24 protein-coding genes are annotated in these 25,567 nt (G+C 68.4%); 17 read left to right on the top strand and 7 right to left on the bottom strand.

All coding sequences use genetic code 11. The features are described from left to right. The first annotated feature begins 141 nt into the window (after positions 1–141). The 4 genes from H0264_RS25805 (at position 142) to H0264_RS25790 (ending at position 3,562) form a co-directional block, all read left to right on the top strand. Positions 142–1,011: a DMT family transporter gene (locus H0264_RS25805; RefSeq protein ID WP_181579936.1), complete on the top strand. Its 870-nt coding sequence runs from the start codon at positions 142–144 to the stop codon at positions 1,009–1,011. 132 nt (positions 1,012–1,143) lie between these two features. After that, positions 1,144–2,313 carry a glycosyltransferase 87 family protein gene (locus tag H0264_RS25800; protein WP_244975947.1) on the top strand — a complete coding sequence of 390 codons (1,170 nt, stop codon included), beginning with the start codon at positions 1,144–1,146 and terminating at the stop codon, positions 2,311–2,313. A 28-nt stretch (positions 2,314–2,341) separates the two neighbouring features. Next, positions 2,342–3,001 carry a class I SAM-dependent methyltransferase gene (locus tag H0264_RS25795; RefSeq protein WP_181579935.1) on the top strand — a complete coding sequence of 220 codons (660 nt, stop codon included), beginning with the start codon at positions 2,342–2,344 and terminating at the stop codon, positions 2,999–3,001. A 36-nt stretch (positions 3,002–3,037) separates the two neighbouring features. After that, complete coding sequence (locus H0264_RS25790) at positions 3,038–3,562, top strand: DUF1990 family protein (RefSeq protein ID WP_181579934.1); 525 nt, start codon at positions 3,038–3,040, stop codon at positions 3,560–3,562. A 127-nt stretch (positions 3,563–3,689) separates the two neighbouring features. On the opposite strand, the gene H0264_RS25785 is transcribed toward H0264_RS25790, so the two are convergent. Beyond that, positions 3,690–4,415: a hypothetical protein gene (locus H0264_RS25785; protein WP_181579933.1), complete on the bottom strand. Its 726-nt coding sequence runs from the start codon at positions 4,413–4,415 to the stop codon at positions 3,690–3,692. Positions 4,416–4,804: 389 nt separating this feature from the next. Between H0264_RS25785 and H0264_RS39370 the strand changes: the two genes are divergently transcribed. From H0264_RS39370 to H0264_RS25770, 3 genes are all read left to right on the top strand, one after another. Next, entirely contained in the window at positions 4,805–4,924 is a 120-nt protein-coding gene (locus tag H0264_RS39370; RefSeq protein ID WP_181579932.1) for a PLD nuclease N-terminal domain-containing protein, read from the top strand. Between the two features lie 147 nt (positions 4,925–5,071). Continuing rightward, on the top strand, positions 5,072–6,286 hold the full coding sequence (locus H0264_RS25775) for an LRV domain-containing protein (RefSeq protein ID WP_181579931.1): 1,215 nt from the start codon (positions 5,072–5,074) through the stop codon (positions 6,284–6,286). A gap of 115 nt (positions 6,287–6,401) precedes the next feature. Then, positions 6,402–6,752: a hypothetical protein gene (locus H0264_RS25770; protein WP_181579930.1), complete on the top strand. Its 351-nt coding sequence runs from the start codon at positions 6,402–6,404 to the stop codon at positions 6,750–6,752. A gap of 19 nt (positions 6,753–6,771) precedes the next feature. On the opposite strand, the gene H0264_RS25765 is transcribed toward H0264_RS25770, so the two are convergent. The 4 genes from H0264_RS25765 to H0264_RS25750 form a co-directional block, all read right to left on the bottom strand. Beyond that, the gene (locus H0264_RS25765; RefSeq protein ID WP_181579929.1) at positions 6,772–7,419 is read right to left on the bottom strand and encodes an HAD-IB family phosphatase; all 648 of its coding nucleotides are present in this window, start codon (positions 7,417–7,419) and stop codon (positions 6,772–6,774) included. A gap of 36 nt (positions 7,420–7,455) precedes the next feature. After that, positions 7,456–8,787, bottom strand: coding sequence for a M1 family metallopeptidase (locus H0264_RS25760; protein WP_181579928.1), 1,332 nt, complete (start codon positions 8,785–8,787; stop codon positions 7,456–7,458). Beyond that, positions 8,787–12,800, bottom strand: a complete 4,014-nt coding sequence (locus H0264_RS25755; protein ID WP_181579927.1) for a Pls/PosA family non-ribosomal peptide synthetase — start codon at positions 12,798–12,800, stop codon at positions 8,787–8,789. The genes H0264_RS25760 and H0264_RS25755 overlap by 1 nt, the downstream gene beginning before the upstream one ends. 185 nt (positions 12,801–12,985) lie before the next feature. Next, a complete protein-coding gene (locus tag H0264_RS25750; protein WP_181579926.1) occupies positions 12,986–13,387 on the bottom strand; it encodes a DUF3224 domain-containing protein in 402 nt (133 codons plus the stop codon). Positions 13,388–13,452: 65 nt separating this feature from the next. Between H0264_RS25750 and H0264_RS25745 the strand changes: the two genes are divergently transcribed. The 8 genes from H0264_RS25745 to H0264_RS25710 all read left to right on the top strand — a co-directional run bounded on the left by H0264_RS25745 (position 13,453) and on the right by H0264_RS25710 (position 21,977). Continuing rightward, positions 13,453–14,262 (top strand): helix-turn-helix domain-containing protein, encoded by an 810-nt coding sequence (locus H0264_RS25745; protein ID WP_181579925.1) that lies wholly within the window; start codon positions 13,453–13,455, stop codon positions 14,260–14,262. Between the two features lie 46 nt (positions 14,263–14,308). Beyond that, complete coding sequence (locus H0264_RS25740; RefSeq protein ID WP_181579924.1) at positions 14,309–15,499, top strand: AI-2E family transporter; 1,191 nt, start codon at positions 14,309–14,311, stop codon at positions 15,497–15,499. A gap of 142 nt (positions 15,500–15,641) precedes the next feature. Next, positions 15,642–17,021, top strand: a complete 1,380-nt coding sequence (locus H0264_RS25735; RefSeq protein ID WP_181579923.1) for a cytochrome P450 — start codon at positions 15,642–15,644, stop codon at positions 17,019–17,021. Then, positions 17,018–17,923, top strand: a complete 906-nt coding sequence (locus H0264_RS25730; RefSeq protein WP_181579922.1) for an alpha/beta fold hydrolase — start codon at positions 17,018–17,020, stop codon at positions 17,921–17,923. Before H0264_RS25735 ends, H0264_RS25730 begins: the two co-directional genes overlap by 4 nt. Then, positions 17,907–18,779 carry an SDR family NAD(P)-dependent oxidoreductase gene (locus H0264_RS25725; RefSeq protein WP_181579921.1) on the top strand — a complete coding sequence of 291 codons (873 nt, stop codon included), beginning with the start codon at positions 17,907–17,909 and terminating at the stop codon, positions 18,777–18,779. The genes H0264_RS25730 and H0264_RS25725 overlap by 17 nt, the downstream gene beginning before the upstream one ends. Next, the gene (locus H0264_RS25720) at positions 18,776–20,245 is read left to right on the top strand and encodes a flavin-containing monooxygenase (RefSeq protein WP_181579920.1); all 1,470 of its coding nucleotides are present in this window, start codon (positions 18,776–18,778) and stop codon (positions 20,243–20,245) included. Before H0264_RS25725 ends, H0264_RS25720 begins: the two co-directional genes overlap by 4 nt. Before the next feature lie 4 nt (positions 20,246–20,249). Further along, positions 20,250–20,885, top strand: a complete 636-nt coding sequence (locus H0264_RS25715) for a TetR/AcrR family transcriptional regulator (protein ID WP_231085276.1) — start codon at positions 20,250–20,252, stop codon at positions 20,883–20,885. An 81-nt stretch (positions 20,886–20,966) separates the two neighbouring features. Beyond that, positions 20,967–21,977: an LLM class flavin-dependent oxidoreductase gene (locus H0264_RS25710; RefSeq protein WP_181579918.1), complete on the top strand. Its 1,011-nt coding sequence runs from the start codon at positions 20,967–20,969 to the stop codon at positions 21,975–21,977. Between the two features lie 25 nt (positions 21,978–22,002). Here the strand turns inward: H0264_RS25710 and H0264_RS25705 are convergent, their stop codons facing one another. After that, positions 22,003–23,430: an FAD-binding oxidoreductase gene (locus H0264_RS25705; protein ID WP_181579917.1), complete on the bottom strand. Its 1,428-nt coding sequence runs from the start codon at positions 23,428–23,430 to the stop codon at positions 22,003–22,005. Between the two features lie 110 nt (positions 23,431–23,540). Here H0264_RS25705 and H0264_RS25700 point away from each other — a divergent pair, with 110 nt between their 5' ends. Continuing rightward, positions 23,541–24,140: a TetR/AcrR family transcriptional regulator gene (locus H0264_RS25700; protein ID WP_181579916.1), complete on the top strand. Its 600-nt coding sequence runs from the start codon at positions 23,541–23,543 to the stop codon at positions 24,138–24,140. Here H0264_RS25700 and H0264_RS25695 read toward each other — a convergent pair. After that, positions 24,118–25,101, bottom strand: a complete 984-nt coding sequence (locus tag H0264_RS25695; protein WP_220139841.1) for a helix-turn-helix transcriptional regulator — start codon at positions 25,099–25,101, stop codon at positions 24,118–24,120. The two genes, H0264_RS25700 and H0264_RS25695, sit on opposite strands and share 23 nt — an antisense overlap. Between H0264_RS25695 and H0264_RS25690 the strand changes: the two genes are divergently transcribed. Continuing rightward, positions 25,100–25,543, top strand: coding sequence for an acyl-CoA thioesterase (locus H0264_RS25690; RefSeq protein ID WP_181579915.1), 444 nt, complete (start codon positions 25,100–25,102; stop codon positions 25,541–25,543). The two genes, H0264_RS25695 and H0264_RS25690, sit on opposite strands and share 2 nt — an antisense overlap. The last annotated feature ends 24 nt before the right edge of the window (positions 25,544–25,567 follow it).

Below are 25,567 nucleotides of genomic sequence, written 5' to 3'. Positions count from 1 at the left end.
GAAACTGCTACCGCGATCGACAATCAACATCATCGCACCTTTCCGGCAGCCTCGTGGCTACTCCGCAAACCGTGAGCAGCGCGAATGCGGTGCGCCGCGTCGCTGGCGGGCATGCGGGCGGCGGTGCGGCAGACTGGTCGAATGCCCGATCTTCCCGTGGCGGCCGTCGTGTGCGCCTTCGTCGCCGCCGTACTGTTCGCGGTGGCCGCGGTGGCGCAGCAGCGGGCCGCGGCGGCGGTGCCGGAGGGGGAGGCGCTGCTCGCCGGGCTGGTGCGCGATCCGCGCTGGTGGGCCGGAATCATCGGGGACGCTGGAGGATTCGCGTTTCAGGTGGCGGCGCTGGCCCTGGGGTCGGTGTTGGTGGTGCAGCCGATTCTGGTGAGCGCGCTGGTGTTCGCGCTGCCCTTGGCCGCGCGATACGGCGGGCGGGCGGTGACCGCGCGCATGTGGGCCCAGGCGGTGGCGTTGTCGGTGGCGCTCGCGGTGTTCCTCATCGTCGGGGATCCGACGGCGGGGGAGTCGGACGCGCCGTGGCGGGAATGGGCTGGGCCGCTGGGACTGTTGCTCGGAGTTGTCGCCGTGGCCGTGGTCGTCGCGCTGACCGCGCGGGAGCCGGCGGTGCGGGCGCTGTTGCTCGGGGCATCCGCCGGGCTGCTGTTCGGTATCTCGGCGGCGCTCACCTCGCATGTGACGCAGCTGTTCGAGCACGGGGCCGGCGCCGCAGTCGGCAGCTGGCAAACCTACACCCTGGTCGTCACGGGCGGGCTCGGACTGTACCTGCAGCAGCGCGGCTATCAGGCGGGGCCGCTGTCGGCGTCACTGCCCGCGTTCACGGTCGCCGAACCGCTGGGGGCGGCCTTCCTCGGAGTGACCGTGCTGGACGAGCGGCTGCGCAGTGGCCCGGTCGGCACGGTGGTCGTGCTGGTCGCCGTCGGCGTGATGGTTGTCGCAGCGATCCGGTTGTCGCGGGCGCAGGCCCCGGTGGAAGCGATGGATCAGACCAGGTTGTAACCGGGTGTACTCCACATCACAGTCGTCGGATAACTGCGTTGCCAAATTCGTTACGTAACGTAACCATTTGTGGTGGTTGCGCGAACGTTGGAGATGTCACGCTCTCGGCCAACGCTTTTCGCGCTCACACTGATGGCGGGGCTGGCGGTGGTCCTGCTGTTCACGACGGTGGATCCGTGGCTGGACAAGTCAGGGATCCTGGTCGGCGGGCTGGACGCGCACATCTACCGCGACGGCGCGGAACGCGTCGTGCGCGGCGAACCGCTGTACACGACGCCCACCCTGCGCGGCCTGCTGTACACCTACACGCCGTTCTCGGCGCTCGCGTTCCTGCCGGCCGCGCTGGTGCCGTGGACGTACCTGAGCCCGCTGTGGCTGGCATTGAACATGATCGTGCTGTTCACCGCGATCATGCTGTGCTGGAAGATCCTCGGCTACCGCGCCGACCGGTGGCTGGCGGGAAGCAGTGTGCTGCTTGCGCTTACGTGCGTGTTCCTGGAACCGGTGCGCACGACCCTGTACTACGGGCAGATCAACCTGATGCTGATGGTCCTTGTGCTGTGGGACTTCTCGCGCGGGGAGGGGAGCCGCCTGCGTGGGGTCGGCACCGGGCTGGCGGCCGGAATCAAGCTGGTGCCAGGGTATTTCATCGTGCAGTACCTGGTGCTGCGGCAGTGGCGTACCGCCGTCACGGCAGCGCTGACCTTCGCCGCCACCATAGCCGTGGCATGGGCCATCCTGCCCTCGGACTCCCGGCAGTACTGGCTGTCGACCTTCCTGCGGTCCGATCGCATCGCACCCGACACCCATCCGTCGAATCAGTCGTTGCGCGGCACCCTCGCCCACCTGAGCGAGGGGACCGCGCCGATCTGGCTGTGGGTGCTCGTCGCGGGAACCGTTGCGGCCGTGAGCCTGCTGGTCGTCGCGGCCCTGGAACGCCGGGGTGATCGCCTGCTCGCCATCGCCCTCGCCGGGCTCACCGCCTGCGCGGTGTCGCCGTTCTCCTGGAGTCACCACTGGGTGTGGTTCGTTCCGCTGCTCGTTCACCTCGTGCACCTGGCGCAATCGCGCCCGCGCTGGTGGGTCGCCTTCGCGGCGCTCTACCTCGCCACCGCGGCCTGGCCCTACAAATGGGACGAGAACTGGGTCTCCATCGGCCTTTTCCTCTACCCGCCCTGGTGGACCATCGCCCCCGTACTCATGAACGAATTCATCCTCATCTACACGGTGGTGCTGGCCGCCGCAGCCTGGGCCGCGCGCGACACACTCTTCCGTTCCACGCGCCGAAGATCCTTGACCTGAACCAAGGTTGAGGGGCCACCCTGGAGACATGACCCGACCCGCAGAATTCTGGAACACCGTCTACGACAACGACACCGCCCCCTGGGTGATCGGCGAACCGCAGCCCGCCATCGTCGAGCTGGAACGGTCCGGCCGACTGCACGGCACCATCCTCGACCCCGGCTGCGGGGCGGGCGAACACACCATCCTGCTCACCCGCCTGGGCTACACCGTCCACGGCATCGACCACGCGCCCAGCGCCATCGCCCAGGCTCGCGCCAATGCCGCCGCTCACGGCGTCCCGCAGGCCAAGTTCGATGTTGCCGACGCCCTCAACCTGTCGCAGTCCCCGGCACTGTCGGGCTATCCCGAAGGCTTCGACACCGTCCTCGACAGCGCCCTGTTCCATGTCTTCGGCGACGACGCCGAATCCCGCGCCGCCTACGTCCGGAGCCTGCACGCCATTCTCAGGCCCGGCGGGACGCTCCACCTGCTGGCCCTCTCCGATCGCGAGCCCGGCATCGGCCCCCGCATCAGCGACGCTCTCATCCGCGAATCCTTCACCGAGGGCTGGGAATTGGAGGAATTGACGCCCACTCGCTACCGGGGCCGCGTCACCGAAGTCGTCGCCGAAGAGGCCGCCAACCTCGAAGTCCACGACGGCCGCGTCGACGTCGCCGCCTGGCTGGCCCGTTTCCGCCGCCTCTGATCCACGGCTCGGCTGCCCGTACGCGAGAATTCGACGGTGACCTCCACACTCACCTACAGCCCGGCCGGTGCGACCCGCCCGGAAGACCCGGACTGGAACGACCAGCTTCCGGGATTCCGGCGGTTCGAGCGAACAATCGTGATCGGCCGGGGCGCCGAGTTCTGGGAGGCCGTGTCCCAGCAGGTGCTGCGGTGGGAGATCAAGCGCCGCAGCGGATTCCGTGTGCAGCCAGGTGACGGTGCGTCCGATCGCGTGGCCGCAGGCGGCCAGTACGTGATATCAGCGGCCTTCGGCCCGCTCACCGTGCGGGAACCCGTGCTGGTGGTCCAGGTCGTGGATCTGCCCCACCGGCGCGGATTCGCCTACGGCACCCAACCCGGCCACCCGGTCTCGGGCGAGGAGGCTTTCATCGTCCACACAACCCCCGACGGCACGGTCTATCTGACCTTGCGGTCCCTCACCCGCCCCGCCCCGAGCGGTCCTTGGCGCACGGCCTTCCCCGCTCTGCTGGTCGCGCAACAGTTCTACCGGCGTCGATATCTGCGCGCACTGGCGGCCTGACCGCCTGAAGTTTGGACGACGCTAGGGAACTCAACTCCGTCCCCAGCTATAGATCCAGGAACTTCCCCGCGTCGCGGCGACCACTCTAATGACCCCTCCCGCCCTTCGCCACCCAATTAGACGAGGGTCACCAATCGTCGACGTAGCTGAGGTGGACCGTCACTGTGCCGTCCTCCTCGATGGCCACCCACGAGCAGGATTCATGCCGATCGAGCACCCAGCCCTCGATCCGGCAGGCGCCCTTCCACGTGCTGGTCTTCCCACCGGGCGTGTTCTTGGGCGTGAATGCCCACCCGGCGGTTTCCGAGAGATGCTGCTGAACCCGCGCGGCGATCTCCTCGGGCGTTCCGCTGGTACCGGCGATGACGAACTTGCGATCACAGCTGCTGTTGGACGATCGGCCGGTGCAGCCCAGATCCACAGTCTCGCGCACATACAGTCCCTCGGGCAGCGAGCCGATCGCGTCAGCGGCCGGAACCCACGACCATCGCCCCCCGATCAACAGCAGGGTGCTCCCGAAAAGGAGTGCGCACCCACTCACAACGCAATACAGGCCGCCGACCGCGTAGCCGACGGCTACGCGCGCCTTCGCGATTCCAGCGACCGGCACCCGTTCTCCCCGCAGACCCGTCTCCGCGATCGGTGCGGCCACCAGCACCACCATGACGCACACGGTCAGGATCGCGATCCCGGTGAACTGGAACGTCGGCCCGAGCAGCCCCCGCGCCAGCACCCACTGCCCCGAAGCCAGCACACCCAGCACCGCCGCCCCGGCCACCCGCCCCCGAAACGTCTCCGCCGCAAACAACCAGCCCACCACCGGCGCGATCAGCATCGAGTAGGCGAACAACACGCCACCGACCGTATCCCATCACCCGGTCACCGGTTCAGGGCAGGCGCGACGGTAGTCCCCGGTCATAAAGGGCGAGAATGTCATTCGCGTTCTCGACTTCGCATAACAAAGCCCCACCCGCTGTTCGAGAACCCTCCGACGCGCGCAATGTCACCCGAGGGTCCCGTGCGTCGTAGGAGTGCGCCACATTGTCACAAGCGGACGGATCCAACGCCGACACCGCCGAGAAAGCCATAACCGAAACTCTAGAACGTATCGCGCATGCCCGGCCGAGCCGAACCACCGGCAGCCGCAGTCCTTTCGACGTAGATCAAGAGGCTTACCCATGTGGCAAACAATGAGCGAATGAATGATGTGCCCGCCGCCCCGCCATCTCTACCGGGGCCTATATGGCCGGCGGCAAGGCAATCTGGGTCCTGCTGATCCTGGCCTTCCCGCTCCTGGGCCCAGCCACCTGGTTCATCTCGGGCCGCAACTCAACCCTCATGGCCCCACCCGCCCATTGCTAGCGGTTTCGCCGGTCTGCAATCGGCACGAGCGAATCCGGCTGTCGCTGTGGCACTGTCGATGGCGTGGATGCGAAAGTGCGCGGTGTAGCGGGGAATTCGGCGGCGCCGTCGGTTGTGCAGTTGGCGATTCTACGGTCGGCTCCGAGGGTGGCGTTCATATACCTGGATCGGGCTGGGGTTGCCCAGGTCGTGTACGACGCGCTGGCCACCGATCCCGCGCCCGAAATCCGGGAGTTGTTGGCAGCGAGTTGCTTTGCGTCCGGTGTGCAGCGTGCACGGCTGGCCAATGATCCCGACATTCGTGTGCGTCGCCGTTTGGCCGATGGTCCGCACCCTTTCCGGCAGCGCGTCGACCCGCTCCCTGACGCGGTGTTCGCGACGCTGGCCGAGGACGAAGATCCGCAGGTTCGTTCGGCGGCACTGGCTCGATGGCCAAGTCCCACAATGGCTGTCGTGGACCGTCTGCTCGCGGATTCCGATCCGCATGTGCGCGCTGTGGCCGCCGCACGCGGGTGGGAAACACGGCCCGCGCTGCTCCCCGCTATTGCGGACGCACCCGACGAGCTCGCCTATCTGTGGCGGAAAGCGCTGGCAAACGCACACTTCCAGCCGGACACCCTGGCGGCACTGCGCCACCGCGGCTTCGCATTTCTGTACCAGCTGGCCGAGAATCCGCACCTGCCGCTGGAGATGGTCGAGGAGCTCGCCCGCGACTCGCATCCCGCTGTCCGGCTGGCTGTCTCGATGCGCTACGGTCTGCCCGACCGGACGCGTCGAGCCATCGACTACCAGGTCCTTCCCGGTGATCGCATCATGCCCGCACTCTGGGCGGCCACGACCGAGGACACCGCGCAGATGCGCTGGGCCGCCGAATCCGACCATGTCGGGCTGCGACGCAGCATCGCCTGCAATCCCAGGCTTCCCGGCGAACTGGTGGATCATCTGGCCTCCGACGTGGACTTCGCCGTCCGCCTGCTGCTCTGCGAGAACCATCCCGACGCCCCCGTGGACCTGCTGTGGCGCACCTTCTTCGAAGCGATGGTGATCACCCGCTGGGATCTGCTGAAGCACAAGAACTTCCCGACCCACCGCCTCGGTGCCCTGGCTTCCAGCGACGAACCCGAGGACAGAAGCCTGGTCGCCGACGACCCCACCGCCCCCGCCGAACTCATCGACCACCTCAGCCGCGACCCCGACCCCCGCGTCCGCCGAAGCACCGCCGCCGACCCACGACTGGACCGGCACCGTGTCCTCGAGCTCCTCGACGACGACACCGCGGTCGCGGCCGAAGCATCCCGCAATCCAAACCTCCCGCCGGAAACCATGGCAGCGATCCTCACCGCCGCCGGAATCCCGCTGTAGGCGCCCGAATCTTTGTGTCGCAGGGGTCTGTTAGCTTTGGACTCGTCGCGCCGAGGGGAGCGGCTGGTGTCGATGCCAGTGTCATCGATGCGGAAATCGGAGGGGTCTCACAGTCATGCGTATTCGTTCTGCGTTCGGCGCGCTGGGAAGCAACTGCAAGAAGTCGGCCATCGCTGGGGCGTTCATCGCTCTCGCCGCAGTCGCCGGTGCTGGAACCGCGGAGGCGCGGGAGTACGCCCCGGATACGGTGATCCTGAACTCCGGCAACGGCGCTGTCACCATGACCTACGGCGCGTACGTGGAGTGGCTCACCGCCAACGCGGCGGAGATCGGTCCTGAGGTCCAGAAGGCCGGTGGGTGCGCGGCCTACGTCAGTCAGACCGGTAACGCGGCGAGCGCGAAAGAGGCGGCGCCACTGGGCATCGCCCCGTTCATCGCGGCATGCCGGGAAGCCCTGGGGATGTAGCTCCGGGGTTCGGCCACCGCTATTCGAGGATGGCGCAGTGGCCGAGGGTGGCGTGGATGCGTTTGCGGTGGGTGGTGGCGGGCTCGACCAGGAAGCGCTGGGTGGCTGCGGTCAGGAGGGGGAGGTCTACGGAGCTGTCGGTGTAGACGCAGGAGATCGGGCCGGAGAAGCCCTTTTCGCGGAGGCGTTGGAGTTTGGCCGGGCCGTAGCAGTGGATGCCCAATTCCATTGCGCCGCGGTGGGGTACGAGGGTTGTGCCTACTACTTCGATACCTTCCAGACCCAGCGAACGGCAGATTTCTCGGGCGAGGCGTTCCTCGCTGCCGGTTACCACGATTACGGTGTGCCCGGCGGTTTGGTGGGCGTGTAATCGGGTCAGGGCGGCGTGGATGGGGCGGCCGGGGGTGGGGGAGTAGCGGCGGCGGACATAGGACTCGACCAGCTGTTGGTATCGGGCCTCGGTCAAGCCGGTGGTTGCCGCGCGCAGCCAGAGGTTCGCCGCGGGTCGGCGCCAGCGCGGGAACAGGGACAGGGGGAGGGCGGGGATCGAGGCCAGGAGGCTGTGGAGGGGGCGGCGGAGGAATAGTTCGGTGAGGAATCTCGAGAAACTGTCACCGCGCACCAGGGTGCCGTCCAAGTCGAACACGACGATCTCGCACTCGTCCATGCGCCAATTGTCGGGGAAGATCGTCTGCGGTGCGGGTCAATTCGGCGGGGGAAGTGCGGGGAGAGGTTTGCTGTAGAGCCACGTGCCCCAGAGCTCGTTCAGCGAGGACGAGGTGTAGTGGCTCGCCAGGTCCAGGAATTCGTCGGTGGTGACGGAGGCGTGGCGGTAGCGGGTGGTCCAGGCGCGCAGGAGGTTGAAGAACGCTTCGTCGCCCAGGGTTCGGCGCAGGGCGTGCAGGGTCAGCGCGCCGCGCTTGTAGAGGCGGTCATCGAACATCAGGGTGGGGCCGGGGTCCGCGAGGACCAGATCCTGCGGGAGGCGTGCGAGGTTGTGATGGGCCGCGCGGGCCTGCTCGTCGGCGGAATGGCCGCCGGAGGCTTCGGACCAGAGCCATTCGGCGTAGCAGGCGAAACCCTCGTGCAGCCAGATGTCGCGCCAGTGCCGGATGGTGAGGCTGTTGCCGAACCACTGGTGCGCCAGCTCGTGGGCTACCAGGCGTTCGGAACCGCGATGGCCGTCACAGTGATTCGCGCCGAAGGTGGAGATGCCCTGGGCTTCGATGGGGATCTCGAGGTCGTCGCCGGTGACCACGACGGTGTAGGCGTCGAAGGGGTAGGGGCCGAACTTCTCGGTGAACAGCGCCATCATGTCGGGCTGACGCGCGAAATCGTGGTCGAAGTTCGCGCGCAGGCGGTTCGGGAGGACGGCGTGCATGGGAACCTGACCGCGCGCGGTGTCCAGACGATGCTTGCGGTAGGGGCCGATCTGGATGGTGGCCAGGTAGGTGGACATGGGGTCGGGCTGGTCGTAGACCCAGGTGGTCTGGGACGCCTTGGTGACCTTGCGGATGAGGGTGCCATTGGCCAGGGCGTGGAAGGGGGAGTCGGTGGTGATCGAAATGCGGTAGGCCGCTTTGGAACTGGGATGGTCGTCGCAGGGGAACCAGGAGGCCGCGCCATTGGGCTGGCTGGCCACCAGTGCACCCTCGGTGAGCTCTTCCCAGCCGACCTCACCCCAGGGGCCGCGGACCGGTTTGGGGACACCCGCGTAATGGACGGCGACGATCAGCGCACCGCCCGCGGGGATCTTCTGCTGCGGCGTGATCACCAACTTCCCGCGCTGGTGCAGGTATTTGGCGGCCTTCGCGCCATTGACGAAAACCTTGGACACCCCGAGCGCCTGCGACAGATCGAGCGCGATGCGATCCCGCGTGCCGAGCGCGACCGCGGTGATCTCCGCGCGCCCCGCCAGGCGATTGCTCGACACCTTGTATTCGAGCTCCAGGTCGTAGCGGGAGACCCGGTAGCCGCGATTTCCGTTCTGCGGCAGGTAATCATCGATGGGATCGTCGGCGAAGGGGTTGACCATCAGCGGGTTCCCTCCTTATCGGCCGGCCAGGGCGCGATGGGGTTACCCCACCAGCGGGTGGACGGCGGCACCGAATCACCGCGCATGACAAGCGAGGCCGGGCCGACGGTCGAACCGACGCCGAGGCTGGAGGCGGGCAGGGCCACGCAGTGCGGGCCGAGAGTCGCTCCGGCGCGGAGGGTTACGGTGTCCATGGCCATGATGCGGTCGTGGAAGAGATGCGTCTGCACCACACACCCCCGTTCCACGGTCGCGCCGTCGCCGAGGGTCACCAGGTCGGCCTCCGGCAGCCAATAGGATTCGCACCATACCCCGCGGCCGATCTTCGCGCCGAGCCCGCGCAGCCAGATGTTCAACACGGGCGTGCCGGTGGCGGCGCGCGCGAACCACGGCGCCGCAACATGTTCGACGAAGGTGTCGGCCACCTCGTTGCGCCAGACGAACGAGCTCCACAGCGGATGCTCCTCGGCGCCGATGCGCCCCACCAGCAGCCATTTCGCCAGCACGGACGACGCGCCCGCGAGTGCGCCCGCGCCCATCAGCACCAGACCGCTGAGCAGCGCGGTGGGCAGATGCCCGAGCGTGCGGGCCAGCCAGGCCAGCGCGAACAGCACACCGAGACCGATGGCGAAGGTCACCAGCACCGGCAGCAGACGGCAGGTCTCGACAATGCCGCGGGCGATCCGCAGCCGCAGCGGCGGATCGAATGTCCGTGTGGTGTCCCCGGTTTCGGCGGCCCGCCGCAGCCGCACCGGCGGACTGCCCAGCCACGACGAGCCCGCCTTGGCCTTCGACGGCGCGGCCGACAGCACCGCCACCAGCCCGTTCTTGGGTACGCGCCGCCCCGGCGCCGTCATCCCCGAATTGCCGAGGAACGCGCGTTTACCGACCTTGGCCTCGCCGATGCGCAGCCATCCGCCGCCGAGTTCGTAACTGGCGATCATGGTGTCGTCGGCCAGGAACGCGCCGTCGGCGACGGTGGTGAACTTAGGCAGCAGCAGCACGGTCGACGCCTCGACATGCTTGCCGACCTTCGCGCCCAGCAGCCGCAGCCAGATCGGCGTCAAAAGGCTGGCGTAGAGCGGGAACAGGAAGGTGCGGGCCGAATCGAGCAGTCGTTCGGTGGCCCACGCCTGCCACCCGGCGCGGCTGCGCACCGGGTGATACCCCTCGGTGAGACCGATGCTGAACAGCCGCACGGCGAGCACCGTAAGGACGGCGTACACGCCCAGGCTCAACAGCATGGCGACGGGCAGGATGGCGAAGGCCCGGCCGAATCCCGCACCGAGCGTGGCGGTGTCGCGAATCCACCAGGCGATGAACGCGCCCCCGGCGCCCAGACCGAGAATCGGCACGGCCGCCAGCACCATCGAGGTGATGCCGAAGATCGCCACCCAGTGCGAGGCCCGCGCCGGCGTGTGATCGGGCCAGCGATGTTGCGCCCTACCGACTTTCACCGCGGGCGAGCCCGCCCACTCCTGCTCGGCCTTGACCTTGCCGGACACCGCCGAACCGGGTGCGATCTCGGCGTTCTTGCCGATTCTGGTGCCGGGCAGCAGGATCGAGCGCGCACCGACCACCGCGCCCGGACCGATGCTGATCGGGCCGATGTGCACCAGATCGCCGTCGATCCAGTACCCGGACAGATCCACTTCGGGTTCGACGCTGCAGCCGTCGCCGAGCACGAGCATGCCGGTCACCGGCGGCAGCGTGTGCAGGTCGACGCCCTTGCCGATGCGTGCGCCCAGCGCCCGCGCGAACGGCACCATCCATGGTGCGCCGGAGAGGTTTTCGGCACCGCTGGCCTCCGACAGCCGCACCGCCGCCCACAGCCGCAGATGCGCCTGCCCGCCGCGCGGATAGCTGCCGGGCTCGATGCCGCGCAACAGCAGCCGGGAACCCAGCACGCACAATGCCATGCGGCCCGGCGGCGAAATGAACAGCAGGAAGGCGATGAACGCCCACCACCACGACAGGTGCGGCAGCCACGGCAGCGACCCCGACCAGGCCGCGATATTGCCGACGATCGCCAGCCAGGTCAGCCACTGCAGGCCGGTGAGTGTGGTCAGCGGGACGGTGGCCAGCACCTGGAACAGCTGCGCGCCGAAGGGAACCGGCCGCACGACGCGTTCCTCCACCGCGACGGTGGGCGCGCTGGCATCGATGAGAGCGGCCAGGGCTCCGAGCCGCGGATGATCGTAGAGGTCGGCGACGGTGATACGCGGATTGCGTTCCCGCAGTGCGGTCACCAGCTGTGCGGCGGCCAGGGAGCCGCCACCCTGATCGAAGAAGTCCGCCTTCGGATCGTCGACTTCCGCGCCGAGAATCGAATCCCACAGTCCGGCAACCCATTGCTCGGTGTCGCTGAGACCGGTTTCGGCCTCCGCGACGGCGGCCTTTGGCAGCGGCCAGGGCAGGGCGTCGCGATCGACCTTGCCGGAGGTGCGGGTCGGCAGTTCGGCGACCACCGCCAGCCGGGGCACCAGCGGAGCCGGAAGTTCCTCACCGAGAATGGCTCTCGCCTTGGCGAGGTCGTAGTCGGCGTCCGGTCCGGTGAGGTAGCCGACGAGGATCTTGTTGCCCGCCTTGGTGCTTCGGATGGCGGCGGCCGCACCCGTCACGCCGGGCAGATGCTGCAGCGCATTGTCGATCTCGCCGAGCTCGATCCGCCGTCCGCCGAGTTTGATCTGATCGTCGGCGCGACCCAGGAACACCAGCCCCGCACTGTCGTTGCGCACCAGATCGCCACTGCGATAGGCCCGTTCCCATCCCAGCGACGGCAGTGGCGCGTACTTCTCGGCATCCTTGGCCGGATCCAGATACCGCGCCAGCCCGACGCCACCGATCACCAGCTCCCCGGATTCGCCCTCGCCCACCGGATTTCCGGCGGCATCCACGACCGTCAGATCCCAGCCGTCCAGGGGCAGGCCGATGCGCACCGGGAACGACCCGTCCAGCAGCGCCGCACACGCCACCACCGTGGCCTCGGTGGGCCCGTACGTATTCCACACCTCGCGTTCGGAATCCGCCCCGCCCGCAAGACGTTCGGCGAGCTCCGGCGGCACCGCCTCACCGCCGAAGATGAGCAGCCGCACCGAATCGAGGGCCTCGGCGGGCCAGGTCGCGGCGAGCGTGGGCACGGTGGAGACAATGGAGATCTCCCGCCGCACCAGCCACGGACCCAGATCCGCGCCGGTCCGCACCAGCGCACGTGGCGCGGGCACCAGACAGGCCCCGTGCCGCCACGCCAGCCACATCTCCTCGCACGAGGCGTCGAAGGCCACCGACAGCCCCGCCAGCACCCGATCCCCGGGGCCGATCGGCTCGCCCTGCAGGAACAGCCGCGCCTCGGCGTCGACGAAGGCGGCGGCGTTGCGGTGGGTCACCGCAACACCTTTCGGCGTCCCCGTCGAGCCGGAGGTGAAGATGATCCACGCATCGTCGGCGGGCGTGGGTGCGGCCGTAGTGACCTGCGGTGCAGCGGATTCGACGCTCGGCGAGCCGGATTCGTGACTCGAACTGTCACGTTCGCCACCCGCGGTGCCGGATGTGCTACTCGGAGTACCGGCCTCGCTGTTCGCGGTACCGTTTTCGAGGTCCGGGCCAACCGCGCGGATACCCTCACCGGTCACGATCGCGCTGACCCGTGCTTCCCCGAACACCAAGCGCGCCCGCTCATCCGGGTCATCGGCGTCGACCGGAACGTACGCGGCTCCCGCGTGCAGCACCGCCAGAATGGTCACGTACAGCGCCCGCGTGCCCGAGGGCATGCGCACGCCGACCCGGTCGCCCGCGCGCACGCCCGCCGCGCCCAGCCGCGCGACCTCGATGCCGATCTCCGCCAGCAGCTCCCGGTAACTGAGCACCACCTCGCCGTCGTCGATGGCGGGTGCGTCGGGGTGGGTGGTGGCCGTGGCAGCCAGAATGTCGACCAGCGTGCGCGCGGGCGGCGCACAGGCCGCCCGCAGCATCGGGTGCTGTCCCACCGCTGTGTCGGCCTGCGGCTGCGACATCACGTCCTACCCACCTCCAGAAAACTGCCCATCGATTCAGCGTCCGTTGTTTCACACGAGGGTTACCGGTCGGCAAACGAAAGGCGGACCAACTGTCCACGTTACCGCCGCACCGGTCGCCCGCTGTTCACCAGACTGGTGGGTCGCTTCCGGGAGTGGGCCGCGAAGGCCGGGCGGGCCGTGGGCTATTCGAAGTGGTAGGTGAGGGTGTAGGTGTGCGTGCCCGCCGTGGATTCGTAGCCGCCGCTGCCCGCGAGCCCAGCCAGCTCACCGGTACCCGACCCCGGCACGACGGACCAGTCGGCCCGCGAATCGCCGGTGGCCTCGAAGGTGCCGGTCATGCGCAGGACGAAGCTTCCGGTGCGCCCGCCCAGCGTGCAGCGCGTCCGCTGCAGGCTGTCGAACGAACCGCTGCCGTCAGCGGCGGTGCAGGTCAGGCCCTGCCATTCGGCCTCGCCCTCGATCCCGCCGCGATACAGGTCCGAACCCTTCGCGACGGCGAGCGCCGGACCGTCGCCGCCCGCGAAGTCGCTCTGCTCCCAGGATTTCGATTCGATGGATCCGGTTGCTCTGTGTGTCTCGTTCATGCGGCTGACGTTAGGGTCGGAGCCGTACGACCGTCTTGAACAAACGCGAACATCGGACGCCGGCCATGGATGCCACCACCGACAAGCCGCCGCGCGGGCTGCTCGACCCGCACGCGGGCGCGGGCGTGTACCGGGAGGCCCTCATTCCGGTCGAGGCCGACCTCACCGACGTGGTCGCGCACTGCTGGGCGGTGCGCTGGGATCTGCGCGATCGGGACCCGTTCCCCGTGGAGGTGCTGCCGAACCCGGCGGTGGTCGTGGCGGTCGAGTCGGGGCAGTGCCGCGTGCACGGGGTGCTGCGTGGCCGATACACCCAGACTCTCGCCGGCAGCGGCGACATCTTCGGAATAACCTTCCGCCCGGCCGGATTTCACGCGCTCACCGGGCGCACTGTCGCTGATCTGACCGATCGGGTGGTCGCGGGAGCGACGGTGCTCGGCCCCGCCGCCGAGGTCCTCGCCGCGCGCATCACCGCGGAGCCCGACAGCGACCTGCGCCGTACGCTCTCGGAAGACTTTGTCCGCGAACAGTTTCCGAACGTCACCGACACCACGGTGCTGCTCAATGAGATCGCCGACGGTATTCGCGCCGACCGCACGATCCTGCGCGTCGACGACCTCACCGACCGATTCGCGTTCGGAAAACGCTACCTGCAGAAGCTGTTCCGCCAGCACATCGGCGTCTCCCCGAAGTGGGTGATCCAGCGCTACCGCCTGCACGAGGCCGCCCAGCGCCTCGACGACACCGGCGTCGATCTCGCCACCCTCGCCGCCGAACTCGGCTACGCCGATCAGGCCCACTTCGCCCGCGACTTCAAGGCGATGGTCGGGCGCTCACCGGCCGCCTACGGCGCACGCGGCAACGCCGTCCGATGAGTCGCGCTCCCGAAATCCGAGGCGCGCTCGTGCCAGACTGTGGGGCGTGAGCGAGCCGAAGCACGAACCCACTCCCGAGCCGCCCGCCGATCCGGACGGCACACCCGGCAATCCGGACACGGCCGAACCCGATCGCGGGCAGGTCATCGGGCGCGGTGTCCTGTGGCTTGCCAAATGGTCGCTGGCCGTGGTCGCCATCGCGGCGGGGGCGTGGGTGCTCGGATTCCTCATCGCCCGGCTCTGGGTCGCGATCCTGCCCATGACGCTGGCGCTGGTGGTCGCGACCGTGCTGTGGCCGCCCACCAAATGGCTACGCGAGCGCGGATTTCCGCCGTCGGCGGCGGCCGCGACTACCACGGTGGGCCTGCTCGCCGTGCTGGCCGGAGTGATCGCGCTCATCGTGCCGTCGGTGGTCGATCAGGCGCCGGATCTGGCCGACCAATCCAGTGAGGGCATCAATCGGGTGCGCGACTGGTTGCAGGGCCCGCCGCTGAATATCCGTCAGGAGCAACTGGATTCGGCCGTCGACGCGCTCATCTCCCGGCTGCAGTCCAGCGCCGAGCGCATCGCCACCGGCGTCTTCAGCGGCGTCAGCACCGCCACCTCCGCCATCGTCACGCTGTTCCTGGTGCTGGTGCTGGCGTTCTTCTTCGTCAAGGACGGGCCGAAGCTGCTGCCGTGGCTGCACACGATCATCGGCAGCAAGGGCGGCCGGCACGTCGAAGAGGTGCTGAACCGGGTGTGGGTCACCCTCGGCGGGTTCATCCGGGTACAGGCGCTGGTCAGCTTGATCGACGCGGTGCTCATCGGCCTCGGACTGGTGATCATGGGGATTCCGCTCGCGGCCGTGCTGACCGTGCTCACCTTCCTCGGCGGATTCGTGCCCATCGTGGGCGCGTTCGTCGCGGGCGCGCTGGCGGTGCTGGTGGCCCTGGTCGCCAAGGGCGTGACGCAGGCGCTCATCGTGCTCGCCATCATCATCGCGGTGCAGCAGCTGGAAGGCAATGTGCTGCAACCGGTTCTGCAGAGCCGCAGTATGCAGATGCACGCCGTGGTGGTGCTGCTGGCCATTACCGTGGGCGGCTCGCTCTACGGGATCGTCGGTGCGTTCCTCGCGGTGCCGGTGGCCGCGGCGGGCACGGTCATCCTGCGCTATCTCAGCGAGCAGATCGATGCCGCGGCCGCGCCACCGCCCCCTCCGGCGGTGCCGCCGGCGGATGAGCGCAATATTCCGTAGCTGCGCGGTAGCCGGGTTTGCGCCGGTAACGAATTCCCACGTCGAAAGCCTTTCGGGCACTGTGAAAGTGACCCTTGCCACACCCTGGTACGTACGCGTACCGTTGCGCTGGTACACAGGAGTACCACGGTGAGGGGTGGCTATGACCACTGCGAAACTTCCCGCCGGGCCATCGTCCCCCGGCCTCGTTCACGCCTTGCGGATTCTGTCCGGGCGCACCCGAGCCTGGCGGAGCTGGCACGAGCTCTACGGGGACGCCTTCACGGTGGTGCTGCCGCGCTTCGGATCCTCGGTCGTGCTCTCTGATCCGGCGGAGGTCAAGGCGCTGTTCACCGCGCCGAGCGACCTGGTGGACACCATCGACGTGAACCTCGGGGAATTCCTCGGACCCGGATCGCTCTTCTCGCTGAAGGGCGACGCGCATCGCAAACAGCGCAAGCTGCTGACACCGCCCTTCCACGGCCGGCGGCTCGCGGTATACGAACAGCTCATCGAGGAGGAGACGGTCCGCGAGATGGCGGGCTGGCCGGAGGGGCGCGAATTCGCCACCATGGACTCGATGTCGCGGATCACGCTGAATGTGATCCTGCGCGCGGTCTTCGGAGCCGAAGGCGCCGAATTCGAGCAATTGCGCACGCTGCTACCGAAATTGGTGCTGCTCGGCTCCGCGCTGGCCGCGCTGCCCGTACCGCACGGATTCCTCGGACCCTACGGGCCGTGGGCGCGGTTCCGCCGCCACCGGCGCTCCTACGATCGGATCGTGGCCCGGCTGATCGACCGCGCCGCAAACGATCCCGGGCTCGGCGACCGCAACGATGTGCTCGCCATGATGCTGCAGTCCCGCTACGAGGACGGCACGCCCATGAGCCGCGAGCACATCGCCGACGAACTGCTGACCCTGCTCACCGCCGGGCACGAAACCACCGCCACCACCCTGGCCTGGACCGTGGAACGGCTGCGCCGGCATCCGGACCTGTTGCGGCGCTTGGTCACCGAAGCCGATGCGGGCGGATCCGCGCTGCGCGAGGCCACCCTGGTGGAGGTGCAGCGGGTGCGGCCGGTCATCGACTTCACCGCGCGCATGGTGCGGGCGGAATCGTTCCAGCTCGGCCGGTGGACACTACCGCGCGGGCAGAACGTCATGGTCAGCATCCGATTGATGCACGACAACGAGGAACTGTTCCCCAACGCCCGCGCCTTCGACCCGGATCGGTTCCTCGGCGAGCGACCCGGAACGTGGAGCTGGATACCGTTCGGCGGTGGGGCGCGCCGGTGCATCGGCGCGTCGTTCGCGACCATGGAGCTGAATATCGTCCTGCGCACGCTGCTACGGGATTTCACGCTCGAACCCACCGATGCGCCCGATGAGCGCACGCACTTCCGGGGTGTCGCGCTGGTGCCCGCGAAGAAGGGGCGGGCCGTGGTGCGCCGCCGGTTCCCGCTCCCATCCACGTCGGCGCGGAACACGGAAACCGCTCCGGCGCAGTCCGATTCGATGACGACCGCCGAGGTCACCGCATGACCGAGCAGATCGCCGAGGTCGGCCGGGGAATCTCGCTGGCCTACCACCGCTCCGGTGACGAGGGCGGGGTGCCGCTGCTGTTCATCGCCGGACTCGGCCAGCAGTACCACGAATGGCCGGATGGCCTGTGCCGATTGCTCGTGGAGCGCGGCTATCACGTGATCCGGTTCGACAATCGCGATGTCGGCAAATCCACGCATGCGACATTCCGTCCGCCCGGACCGGGTGATCTGCTGCGCCGCCGCTGGCATCCGGACCAGTACGACATCGGCGACTTGGCCGGGGACACAGTCGGTTTGCTCGATGCGCTCGGCCTCGAATCCGCGCATCTGGTCGGCATGTCCATGGGCGGCATGATCGCGCAGACCATCGCCGCGCGCGCTCCGCGCCGGGTGACGTCACTGACCTCGATCATGTCCACCACGGGCGCGCTGCGCCTCGGGCGTCCGGCCCTGTCCACCTGGCGGCTCATGTTCGCCGAACCCGCCCGCACGCGCGACGCGCATATCGAAGCCGCGGTGCGGATCTGGCGGCACATCTGCGCCGCCGGATATCCCTTCGACGAGCAGGCCGTGCGGGCGGCCGCCGCACTCACCTGGGATCGCGACGAGTTCCCGGCCCCCGGTGTCGGTCGTCAGCTCGCCGGAATCTTCAAGTCCGGCAATCGAACCCGGGAACTGCGCACCATCACCGCCCCGACCCTGGTCGTGCACGGCGACCGGGACCGCATGGTGAACCCGAGCGGGGGAGCGGCCACCGCTCGCGCGATTCCCGGAGCGCGGCGGCACACCGTGCCCGGCATGGGACACGATCTGCCCGTCGGGCTGTGGCCCCTCCTGACCGACCTCATCGACGACCATGTTCGCAGCGCGGCGAGGAGCAGCGATGTCCCGAATCTCTAGAACTCGAATCACGCGGCCACTGGCCGGGCGGCCCGTCATGATCACCGGCGCGGCCTCCGGCATCGGCCGCGGCCTGGCCCAATTCCTGTCCCGCACAGGATCTCCGGTCGCGCTCGCCGATATCGACGAGGCGGGGTTGAAGCAGACGGCGGCCGCGCTGAACAGTCCGGTGCTCACCCGGGTGCTCGATGTCCGTGACGCCGACGATCAACTGGCTTTCGCCGACGAGGTGCGCGGCTGGCTGGACGCGCCCCTGGCGGCCGTGTTCAACAATGCCGGTGTGGCGGTGGCGTCCTCGGTGCTCGACGCCGTCCCCGCCGACGACGAATGGTTGCGGCAGATCAACTTCGACGGGGTCGTGAACGGCACGCGGGCGTTTCTGCCGCTGCTGGTGGAACAGGATCAGGGCGTCATCGTCAATACCTCGAGCGTTTACGGTCTGGTCGGCGTGCCCTACGAAAGCGCCTACTGCGCCGCCAAATTCGCGGTGCGCGGGTTCACCGACGCACTGCGGCAGGAACTTCGGGGTACCGGTGTGTCGGCGGTGACCGTCCATCCGGGCGGGATCAAGACCAATATCGCCCGCAATGCGCGGGTGCGGAAGGACCCCGAAGGCAAGGGCCGCACGCACGAGCAGATGGCGGCCGAATTCGAGAAGGTCACCATCACCACGGCGGACAAGGCGGCCGAGATCATCTGCCGCGGTGTGGAACGCGGGAAGGCTCGAATCCTGGTCGGGCCGGACGCCTATCTCGTCGACGCGCTCGCCCGGATCACTCCGACCCACTACATGGGCGTCATGGAACTGGCGGAGCGGGTCATTCGCGCGCGCGGCGGCAAGGGAGCCAAGCATTGAACGAGCACTTCGACGTCCTCATTGTGGGTGCGGGACTGTCCGGCATCGGGGCGGCCCGCCATCTACAGGAGGCGTTTCCGCTGCGCACCTACGCAATCCTGGAGGCGCGCAACAGCATCGGCGGGACGTGGGATCTGTTCCGGTATCCGGGCGTGCGGTCGGACAGCGATATGCACACGCTCGGATACCGGTTCCGGCCGTGGACCGACGCGAAAGCCATCGCCGACGGGCCGTCCATCCTGCGGTATGTGCGCGACACCGCTGCCGAAGCGGGAATCGACAAGCGAATTCGCTACGGGCACCGGGTGATTCGCGCCGACTGGTCCAGTGCGGAGTCCCGGTGGACGGTGCGGGTCGAGCACGACGGCGGCACCGAAACCCTCACCTGCGCATTCCTTTACGTGTGCAGCGGCTACTACCGCTACGACCAGGGCTACACCCCGGAATTCGCGGGCATCGGCGACTTCGGCGGCCAGGTGGTGCATCCGCAGCATTGGCCGCAAGAGCTGGACTGCACCGGAAAACGCGTGGTGGTCATCGGCAGCGGCGCGACCGCGGTCACCCTCGTCCCGGCGCTGGCCGAAACCGCGGCGCACGTGACCATGCTGCAGCGATCACCGACCTACATCATGACGCTGCCCACCGAGGACCCCATCGCCAATCGGCTGCGCGAACTGCTCGGCCCGCGCCGCGCCTACGCCATCACGCGCTGGAAGAACGTGGCCATCGGCACGCTGATCTACCAGCTCAGTCAGCGGCGACCGGCCATGATGCGCAACTTCTTCCGCAGCCAGACCATCAAACAGCTGCCCGCGGGCTATGACGTCGACACGCATTTCAAGCCGGAGTACGGGCCCTGGGATCAGCGCCTGTGCCTGGTCCCGGACGCCGACCTGTTCCGGGCCATCAGCTCCGGGGCGGCCTCGGTGGTCACCGATCGCATCGACCACTTCACCGAGCGCGGCATCGCGCTGCGCTCGGGGCAGGAATTGGACGCCGACATCGTGGTCACCGCGACCGGCCTGCAACTGCTCGCCCTGGGCGGCATCGAGTTCGGCGTCGACGGCAAACAGATCGATCTGCCCTCGACCATGGCCTACAAGGGCATGATGCTCGGCGGCCTGCCGAACTTCGCGTTCACCATCGGCTACACCAATGCCTCCTGGACGCTGAAAGCCGATCTGGTCAGCGAATTCGTGTGCCGGCTGCTGCGCTACATGGACAGTAATGGATACGACCACTGCACACCGTGGCCCGACCCGGCCATCGGTGACCGGCCGCTGCTCGACTTCCAAGCCGGATATGTGCTGCGCGCCATCGACCACTTCCCGAAGGCCGGAACGCGTTCACCGTGGCGGTTGGGCATGAACTACGCCCAGGATGTCGTCACCCTGCGGCACGGGCGCATCGAGGACGGCACCATGCGGTTCGGCAAGACGGTGTCGCGGCTCGAGCAACTACGCTGACCTCGTGACCCGTGCCGAAACGAAGATCACCGCGGAGGTGTCGCCGGAATCCGGATTCCGGCGGCGCCTGCTCGACGGCATGGTCGAGGCGCTGCGCGAACGCGGCTACCGCGACACCACCGTCGCCGATGTGGTGCGCCACGCCCGCACCTCGCGGCGGACCTTCTACGAGCACTTCAGCAGCAAACAGGACTGCTTCATCGCCGTGCTGTCGGAATGGAACCGGCGCACCATCGAACGGATCTACGCCGCCGTCGACGTGACCGCGCCCTGGCAGGTGCAGATCCGGCAGGCCGTCGAAGCGTGGATCGCGTCCTCGGAAGAGGACCTGACCATCAGCCTGGCCTGGATCCGGGAATCCCCGGCCATGGGCGACAGCGCGCGCGTGCAACATCACGAGGAGGCCGAGGCGTTCATCGGACTCATCGAAAACCTCACCGCCTCACCGAAATTCCACACCGCGGGCCTGCATCCGCCCACCCGGCAGATGGCGACCATCCTCTACGGCGGCTACCGGGAACTCATCGCCTCCACCATCGAGGCGGGCGAGCCGATCAGCGCGATCACCGATGTGGCGGTGGAGACCGCGCTCGCCGTCATCGGCCCGCGCTATACCGCCCGCGACACGATGCCGGACTGACCGGTCGGCCTCGAAGGACTGGAATCGGGTGCTCGTGCGTTGCCATCCAGAGCACGTGTTCCGAACTCGAAAGGCGACCGAATGCCCACCGCGCTCTCCCTCCTCGACCTGGCGACCATCACCCGCGGTCAGACCGCGCGTGCGAGTTTCGACAACAGCGTCAGGCTCGCGCAGACCGCGGAACGCAGCGGCTACCGGCGCGTCTGGTACGCCGAGCACCACAATATGAAGTCCATCGCCTCCAGCGCGACCAGCGTCCTCATCGCCCACGTGGCCAACCACACCGAAACCATCCGCCTCGGCGCGGGCGGCATCATGCTGCCCAACCATTCACCCCTGGTTATCGCCGAACAGTTCGGAACCCTCGAAACCCTGCACCCCGGCCGCATCGACCTCGGCCTGGGCCGCGCCCCCGGCAGCGACCAGACCACCCTGCGCGCCCTGCGCCGCACCAACGAAACCGCCGACGCCTTCCCCAACGACGTCCTCGAACTCCAGGGCTACCTCTCCGGCAAGTCCCGCGTCCCCGGCGTCCAAGCCGTTCCCCGCGCCGAAGGCATTGTGCCCCTCTACATTCTGGGCTCCTCCCTCTTCGGCGCCCAACTGGCCGGATACCTCGGCCTGCCCTACGCCTTCGCCTCCCACTTCGCCCCCGACGCCCTGCACGAAGCCGTCGCCGTCTACCGCGACACCTTCAAACCCTCCGAGCAGCAGTCCGAGCCCTACGTCATGGCAGCCCTCAATGTCTTCGCCGCCGACGATCGGGACGCCGCCGCCGAGCAGAAGAAAATCGCCTACCGGGCCCGAGCCCGCGCCTTCATCAAGCGCGGCGCGGCCGGCGTCGACTTCTCCGACGACGAGATCGACGCCCTCCTCGCCTCCCCGCAAGGCGCCCAGCTCAATTCGACGACCAAATACACCGCAGTCGGCACCCGCGACGAAGTCCATTCCTACCTGGCCGATTTCGCCGCCTCGATCGCCGCCGACGAGCTGATCCTCGCCCACCCGGCCACCGAGATCGAAGACCGGCTCCGCTCTGTCGAACTCACCGGCGGCGAGATACCCGCCGCAGTCGTCAACGCCGTTCGCTGACGAAAATCCTTGTAGCGCAACGTACTCAGGTCAGGACGGGAAAGTTGCTGCGGAATACGCGGTGGGGATCGTAGCGCCGTTTGATCTCCGCGAGACGGGAGACCGTGTCCGGCGGGAAGGCTTCCGTCGCGTTCCGGCCAGGAGTCAGGAAGGTGAATGGTGTTCTGCCACTGATGTTTCGGTCGACCGCATCGAGATAGCCCCGAATGGCGGCGTCGATGCCGGTGGCCGCCTGCTCCGTGGTCGGCACGCCCAGGAGGTTCAGGAAGTACGGCTCGGTGACCGGGCCGGCCGCGGTGTCCGAGGGGCGCGCCAGTGCCCCACCGAGATGGCGGATGTGCACGATGAACAGCGGGTCCATCGGTTGTGCGAGGAGGCTGTCGACGATCGTGTCGTCGAGGCCGGTCAACAGTGCGCCATGCTGGCGGACCGGGCTCGGATCGGTCGGTTCGCCGGTGATCGAGCCCAATTCGCTGATCGACAGGCCGCGCCGGCTGTCGGAGATTCGCCCGTCGATGAGGTCGAAGGCCCGCAGCAGTTCTCGTCCGGTTTCCGCGTCGCCCAGGTAGGTGGTGTCGATGCCCACCATCGGCGGGGCCCCGGGGAATCGATACAGGCTCCACCACACCGTCAACTCGTCGGGTGCGATGGCGGTGACGTCCCGAAAAGCCGACATCACCTGCCGGGCGCAGGCGAGCGGCCACAGCATCCGGCCGCCGAAAACCATCGGCGCGGAGTGTAGTTCGAACTCGATCGCCGTCACCAGCGCGTAGTCGCCACCGCCGCCGCGCAGTGCCCAGAACAGATCGGGTTCCGAGGTCGCGGAGACCCGCAGTGCCCGGCCGTCGGCATCGATCACGTCGAAGGCGGTGACACTGTCTGCGGCCCAGCCGAAGCGGCGGCCGAACCAGCTCAATCCACCACCGAGGGTGTAGCCGGTGATGCCGACCGCCGCCGCACTGCCCGCCACTCCGGTGAGGCCGTGCTCACTTGCCTTCTGCTGCACCGGCTCCCACGACACACCCGCGCCGACGCGGGCGGTCCGGGTACTCGTGTCGAGCCGAATATCGTTGAGCCGGTTGGTGCGCACCAGAATCGTGCCGTCGGCCGCGCCCGACGCGCCGTGCCCGTTGGGCTGGACCGCCACGGCCAGCCCGGTGTCGCGGGCGTAGCGCACCAGCGCCGCCGCATCGTCGGCGTCGGCGATTTCGGCGACGGCGCGCACGGATTGATCGATCGTCGTATTCCACGGTGTGCGTGCCGGGTCGAACCCCTCGTTGCCGGGTAGCAGCATGCGGCCTCGAATGGCCGATCGCAGCCCGGCATCGTCGGCCACGGTGGCGGCCCGCGGCTTGCTGGTGCACGCCGCGGCTGCGAGCCCGGCAGTGGCGACCAGGAATCCGCGCCGACTCAATCCCGCCACCGGCCATTCGTTGTTTCCATGCACGTCCATCCCCTTGTCGTTCCGCCGTCGGTTACGAAACAGTACACGACCGTTTCGTAACTTCAATACGATACGAGTCATACTTGTTTCGCAACTCATCCACTGGATAAGCTGGGCGGATGCCGACACGAACGGATCAACCCGCCCAGCCTCGGCCAGGCGGACGCCCCAGAGATCCGGAGCGGGATACCGCCCTACTAGCCGCTGTCTGCGAAATCCTGCCCGAGGTCGGATACGACCGGCTGACCGTCGACGCCGTGGCGGCTCGCGCGGGCGCCAGCAGGGCCACCGTCTACCGGCGGTGGAAGGACAAATCCGAGTTGGTTCGCAGCGCCCTCGAAGCGCTGGGGTGGGAAGTGCCCGTACCCGACACCGGAGACCTCCGATCCGATCTCCTGGCTCTCGGCGCCGCGTACACCGATCGCAGCAGTCAGCGCGACGGGGTCCTCGCGGCGATCGCCGCGGCGGCGAGCCGCGACCCGCAATTACGCGAAGTCGCCCACGAGGCGATCGCCAAGCCCCGCCGCGCCGCATTCGAGGCCGTGGTGGAACGCGCACGCCAACGTGGCGAGATCGCCGACGGCGTCGACCTCACGATGATCGGAACCGTGGTGCCCGCCATGATCTTTCACCGGATCCTCATTCTCGGCGAGCCGACCGACGGCGCATTCTTCGAGCAGATGATCGACGCTCTGCTCATACCCCTGCTGACCCGGTGAGGAGCCGGTCCAGGCGGGCGCGGTTGTCGTCGTCGACAGGGGTCCAGACGGTGAGGATGGTTTCCGGGGTGGCGGGCAGTTCCATGCGGGTCAGGGTCAGCGACAGGTCGCCGACCGTGGGGTGGCGGTAGATCATGGTTTGGGTGGGCGGGGCGGCCACGTCGCGGGTGGCCCACAGGCGGGTGAATTCAGGGCTGGCGGCCGCGAGAGCGCGGATCAGGTCGGTCCACGCGTGATCGTCGAGATGGTGGGCGAAGTCGGCGCGGAATGAGGCGACCATGTGGGGGAGACCGGCGTCGCGGTTGACGAAGCATCGGGCCTCGGCGGGGGTCGTGAACAATTCCCACAGCACATTGCGGGAACCCTCGGGGGCGGTCAGCCGCGGCCACAGGGCCGCCGCTGCGGCGTTGTGCCCCAATAGATCCCAGCGGGTATTGATGGCCGCGGCCGGATATCCGGTGATGGCGTCGAGGATGGATTGCACGGTGGGTGTGAGCGCCCGCGCGCGGGTGGCTGTCGCGGTGATCGGGACCTCGGCCAGCCGGTAGAGGTGGGCGCGTTCGGCGTCGTCCAGGCACAGCGTGCGGGCGATGGCGTCGAGGATCTGCGCGCCGACATTGATCGGGCGTCCCTGTTCGAGCCAGGTGTACCAGGTCACCGACACCCCGGCCAGTCCGGCGACCTCCTCGCGGCGCAATCCTGGTGTCCTGCGCCGCAATCCGGGTGCCAGCCCGACCTGCGCGGGGGTGAGGCGGTCGCGGCGGCTGCGCAGGAAGGCGGCCAGTTCGGTGCGTCGGGGAGCGGGGGCGAGTGTCACGGCGTCCATCATCGACGACGCCGCCCGCGCCTGCCAGGTGCTGCCGACACCAGTGTCGGCAGTGTCTTGGTACCGGTGCCGCGACCCCGGCAGGCTGCGATCCGCACCATTCGAGATCACCCAGCCGAGGAGTCCATCGCTCATGACCGAAACAGCCACGCCCGCAACGCCGTTCACGTTGCGATTCGCGGTGCGCAGCTACGAGCTCGACACCAATCACCACCTCGCCTCCACCGTGTATCTGCAATACGCCGAGCATTCCCGGTTCGCGTGTGGTCAGGCGGCGGGGCTTTCACCCGAGCGGCTGCTGGCCGACGGATTCGGGCCGATCAACCTCGAAACCACCGTGCGCCACTATGCCGAGCTGCGCGCCGACGACGAGGTCGACGTGACGTGTGCGTTCGTGTGGGGGCCGGGCAAGACCCATCGCGTCGAACACGTGCTGACCAAACCCGACGGCACCCTGGTCGCCGAGGTCACCAGCGTCAGCGGCCTGCTGGACATGCGGACCCGCCGCATGGTCTCCGATCCGGCCCGCGAGCTGCGGTCGCGCGCCACCGACCCCGCGCTGCTGGGCCTCGCGTGAACCCGGGCGCACCAGGGACGCCCG

The organism is Nocardia huaxiensis (genome assembly GCF_013744875.1).
GTDB lineage: Bacteria > Actinomycetota > Actinomycetes > Mycobacteriales > Mycobacteriaceae > Nocardia > Nocardia huaxiensis.
The sequence above is the reverse complement of the archived record's forward strand: the minus strand, read 5'-3'. Positions and strand labels throughout refer to the sequence as shown.

Bases quoted from the DNA above. Each gene is read 5' to 3' on its own strand.
- H0264_RS25770 (WP_181579930.1), top strand. From the start codon at position 6,402: ATGCGTATTCGTTCTGCGTTCGGCGCGCTGGGAAGCAACTGCAAGAAG.
- H0264_RS25795 (WP_181579935.1), top strand. From the start codon at position 2,342: ATGACCCGACCCGCAGAATTCTGGAACACCGTCTACGACAACGACACC.
- H0264_RS25695 (WP_220139841.1), bottom strand. From the start codon at position 25,101: ATGAGCGATGGACTCCTCGGCTGGGTGATCTCGAATGGTGCGGATCGC.
- H0264_RS25745 (WP_181579925.1), top strand. From the start codon at position 13,453: ATGGATGCCACCACCGACAAGCCGCCGCGCGGGCTGCTCGACCCGCAC.
- H0264_RS25690 (WP_181579915.1), top strand. From the start codon at position 25,100: ATGACCGAAACAGCCACGCCCGCAACGCCGTTCACGTTGCGATTCGCG.
- H0264_RS25805 (WP_181579936.1), top strand. From the start codon at position 142: ATGCCCGATCTTCCCGTGGCGGCCGTCGTGTGCGCCTTCGTCGCCGCC.
- H0264_RS25700 (WP_181579916.1), top strand. From the start codon at position 23,541: ATGCCGACACGAACGGATCAACCCGCCCAGCCTCGGCCAGGCGGACGC.
- H0264_RS25725 (WP_181579921.1), top strand. From the start codon at position 17,907: ATGTCCCGAATCTCTAGAACTCGAATCACGCGGCCACTGGCCGGGCGG.
- H0264_RS25760 (WP_181579928.1), bottom strand. From the start codon at position 8,787: ATGGTCAACCCCTTCGCCGACGATCCCATCGATGATTACCTGCCGCAG.
- H0264_RS25765 (WP_181579929.1), bottom strand. From the start codon at position 7,419: ATGGACGAGTGCGAGATCGTCGTGTTCGACTTGGACGGCACCCTGGTG.
- H0264_RS25755 (WP_181579927.1), bottom strand. From the start codon at position 12,800: ATGTCGCAGCCGCAGGCCGACACAGCGGTGGGACAGCACCCGATGCTG.
- H0264_RS25730 (WP_181579922.1), top strand. From the start codon at position 17,018: ATGACCGAGCAGATCGCCGAGGTCGGCCGGGGAATCTCGCTGGCCTAC.
- H0264_RS25750 (WP_181579926.1), bottom strand. From the start codon at position 13,387: ATGAACGAGACACACAGAGCAACCGGATCCATCGAATCGAAATCCTGG.
- H0264_RS25705 (WP_181579917.1), bottom strand. From the start codon at position 23,430: ATGGACGTGCATGGAAACAACGAATGGCCGGTGGCGGGATTGAGTCGG.
- H0264_RS25710 (WP_181579918.1), top strand. From the start codon at position 20,967: ATGCCCACCGCGCTCTCCCTCCTCGACCTGGCGACCATCACCCGCGGT.
- H0264_RS25735 (WP_181579923.1), top strand. From the start codon at position 15,642: ATGACCACTGCGAAACTTCCCGCCGGGCCATCGTCCCCCGGCCTCGTT.
- H0264_RS39370 (WP_181579932.1), top strand. From the start codon at position 4,805: ATGGCCGGCGGCAAGGCAATCTGGGTCCTGCTGATCCTGGCCTTCCCG.
- H0264_RS25800 (WP_244975947.1), top strand. From the start codon at position 1,144: ATGGCGGGGCTGGCGGTGGTCCTGCTGTTCACGACGGTGGATCCGTGG.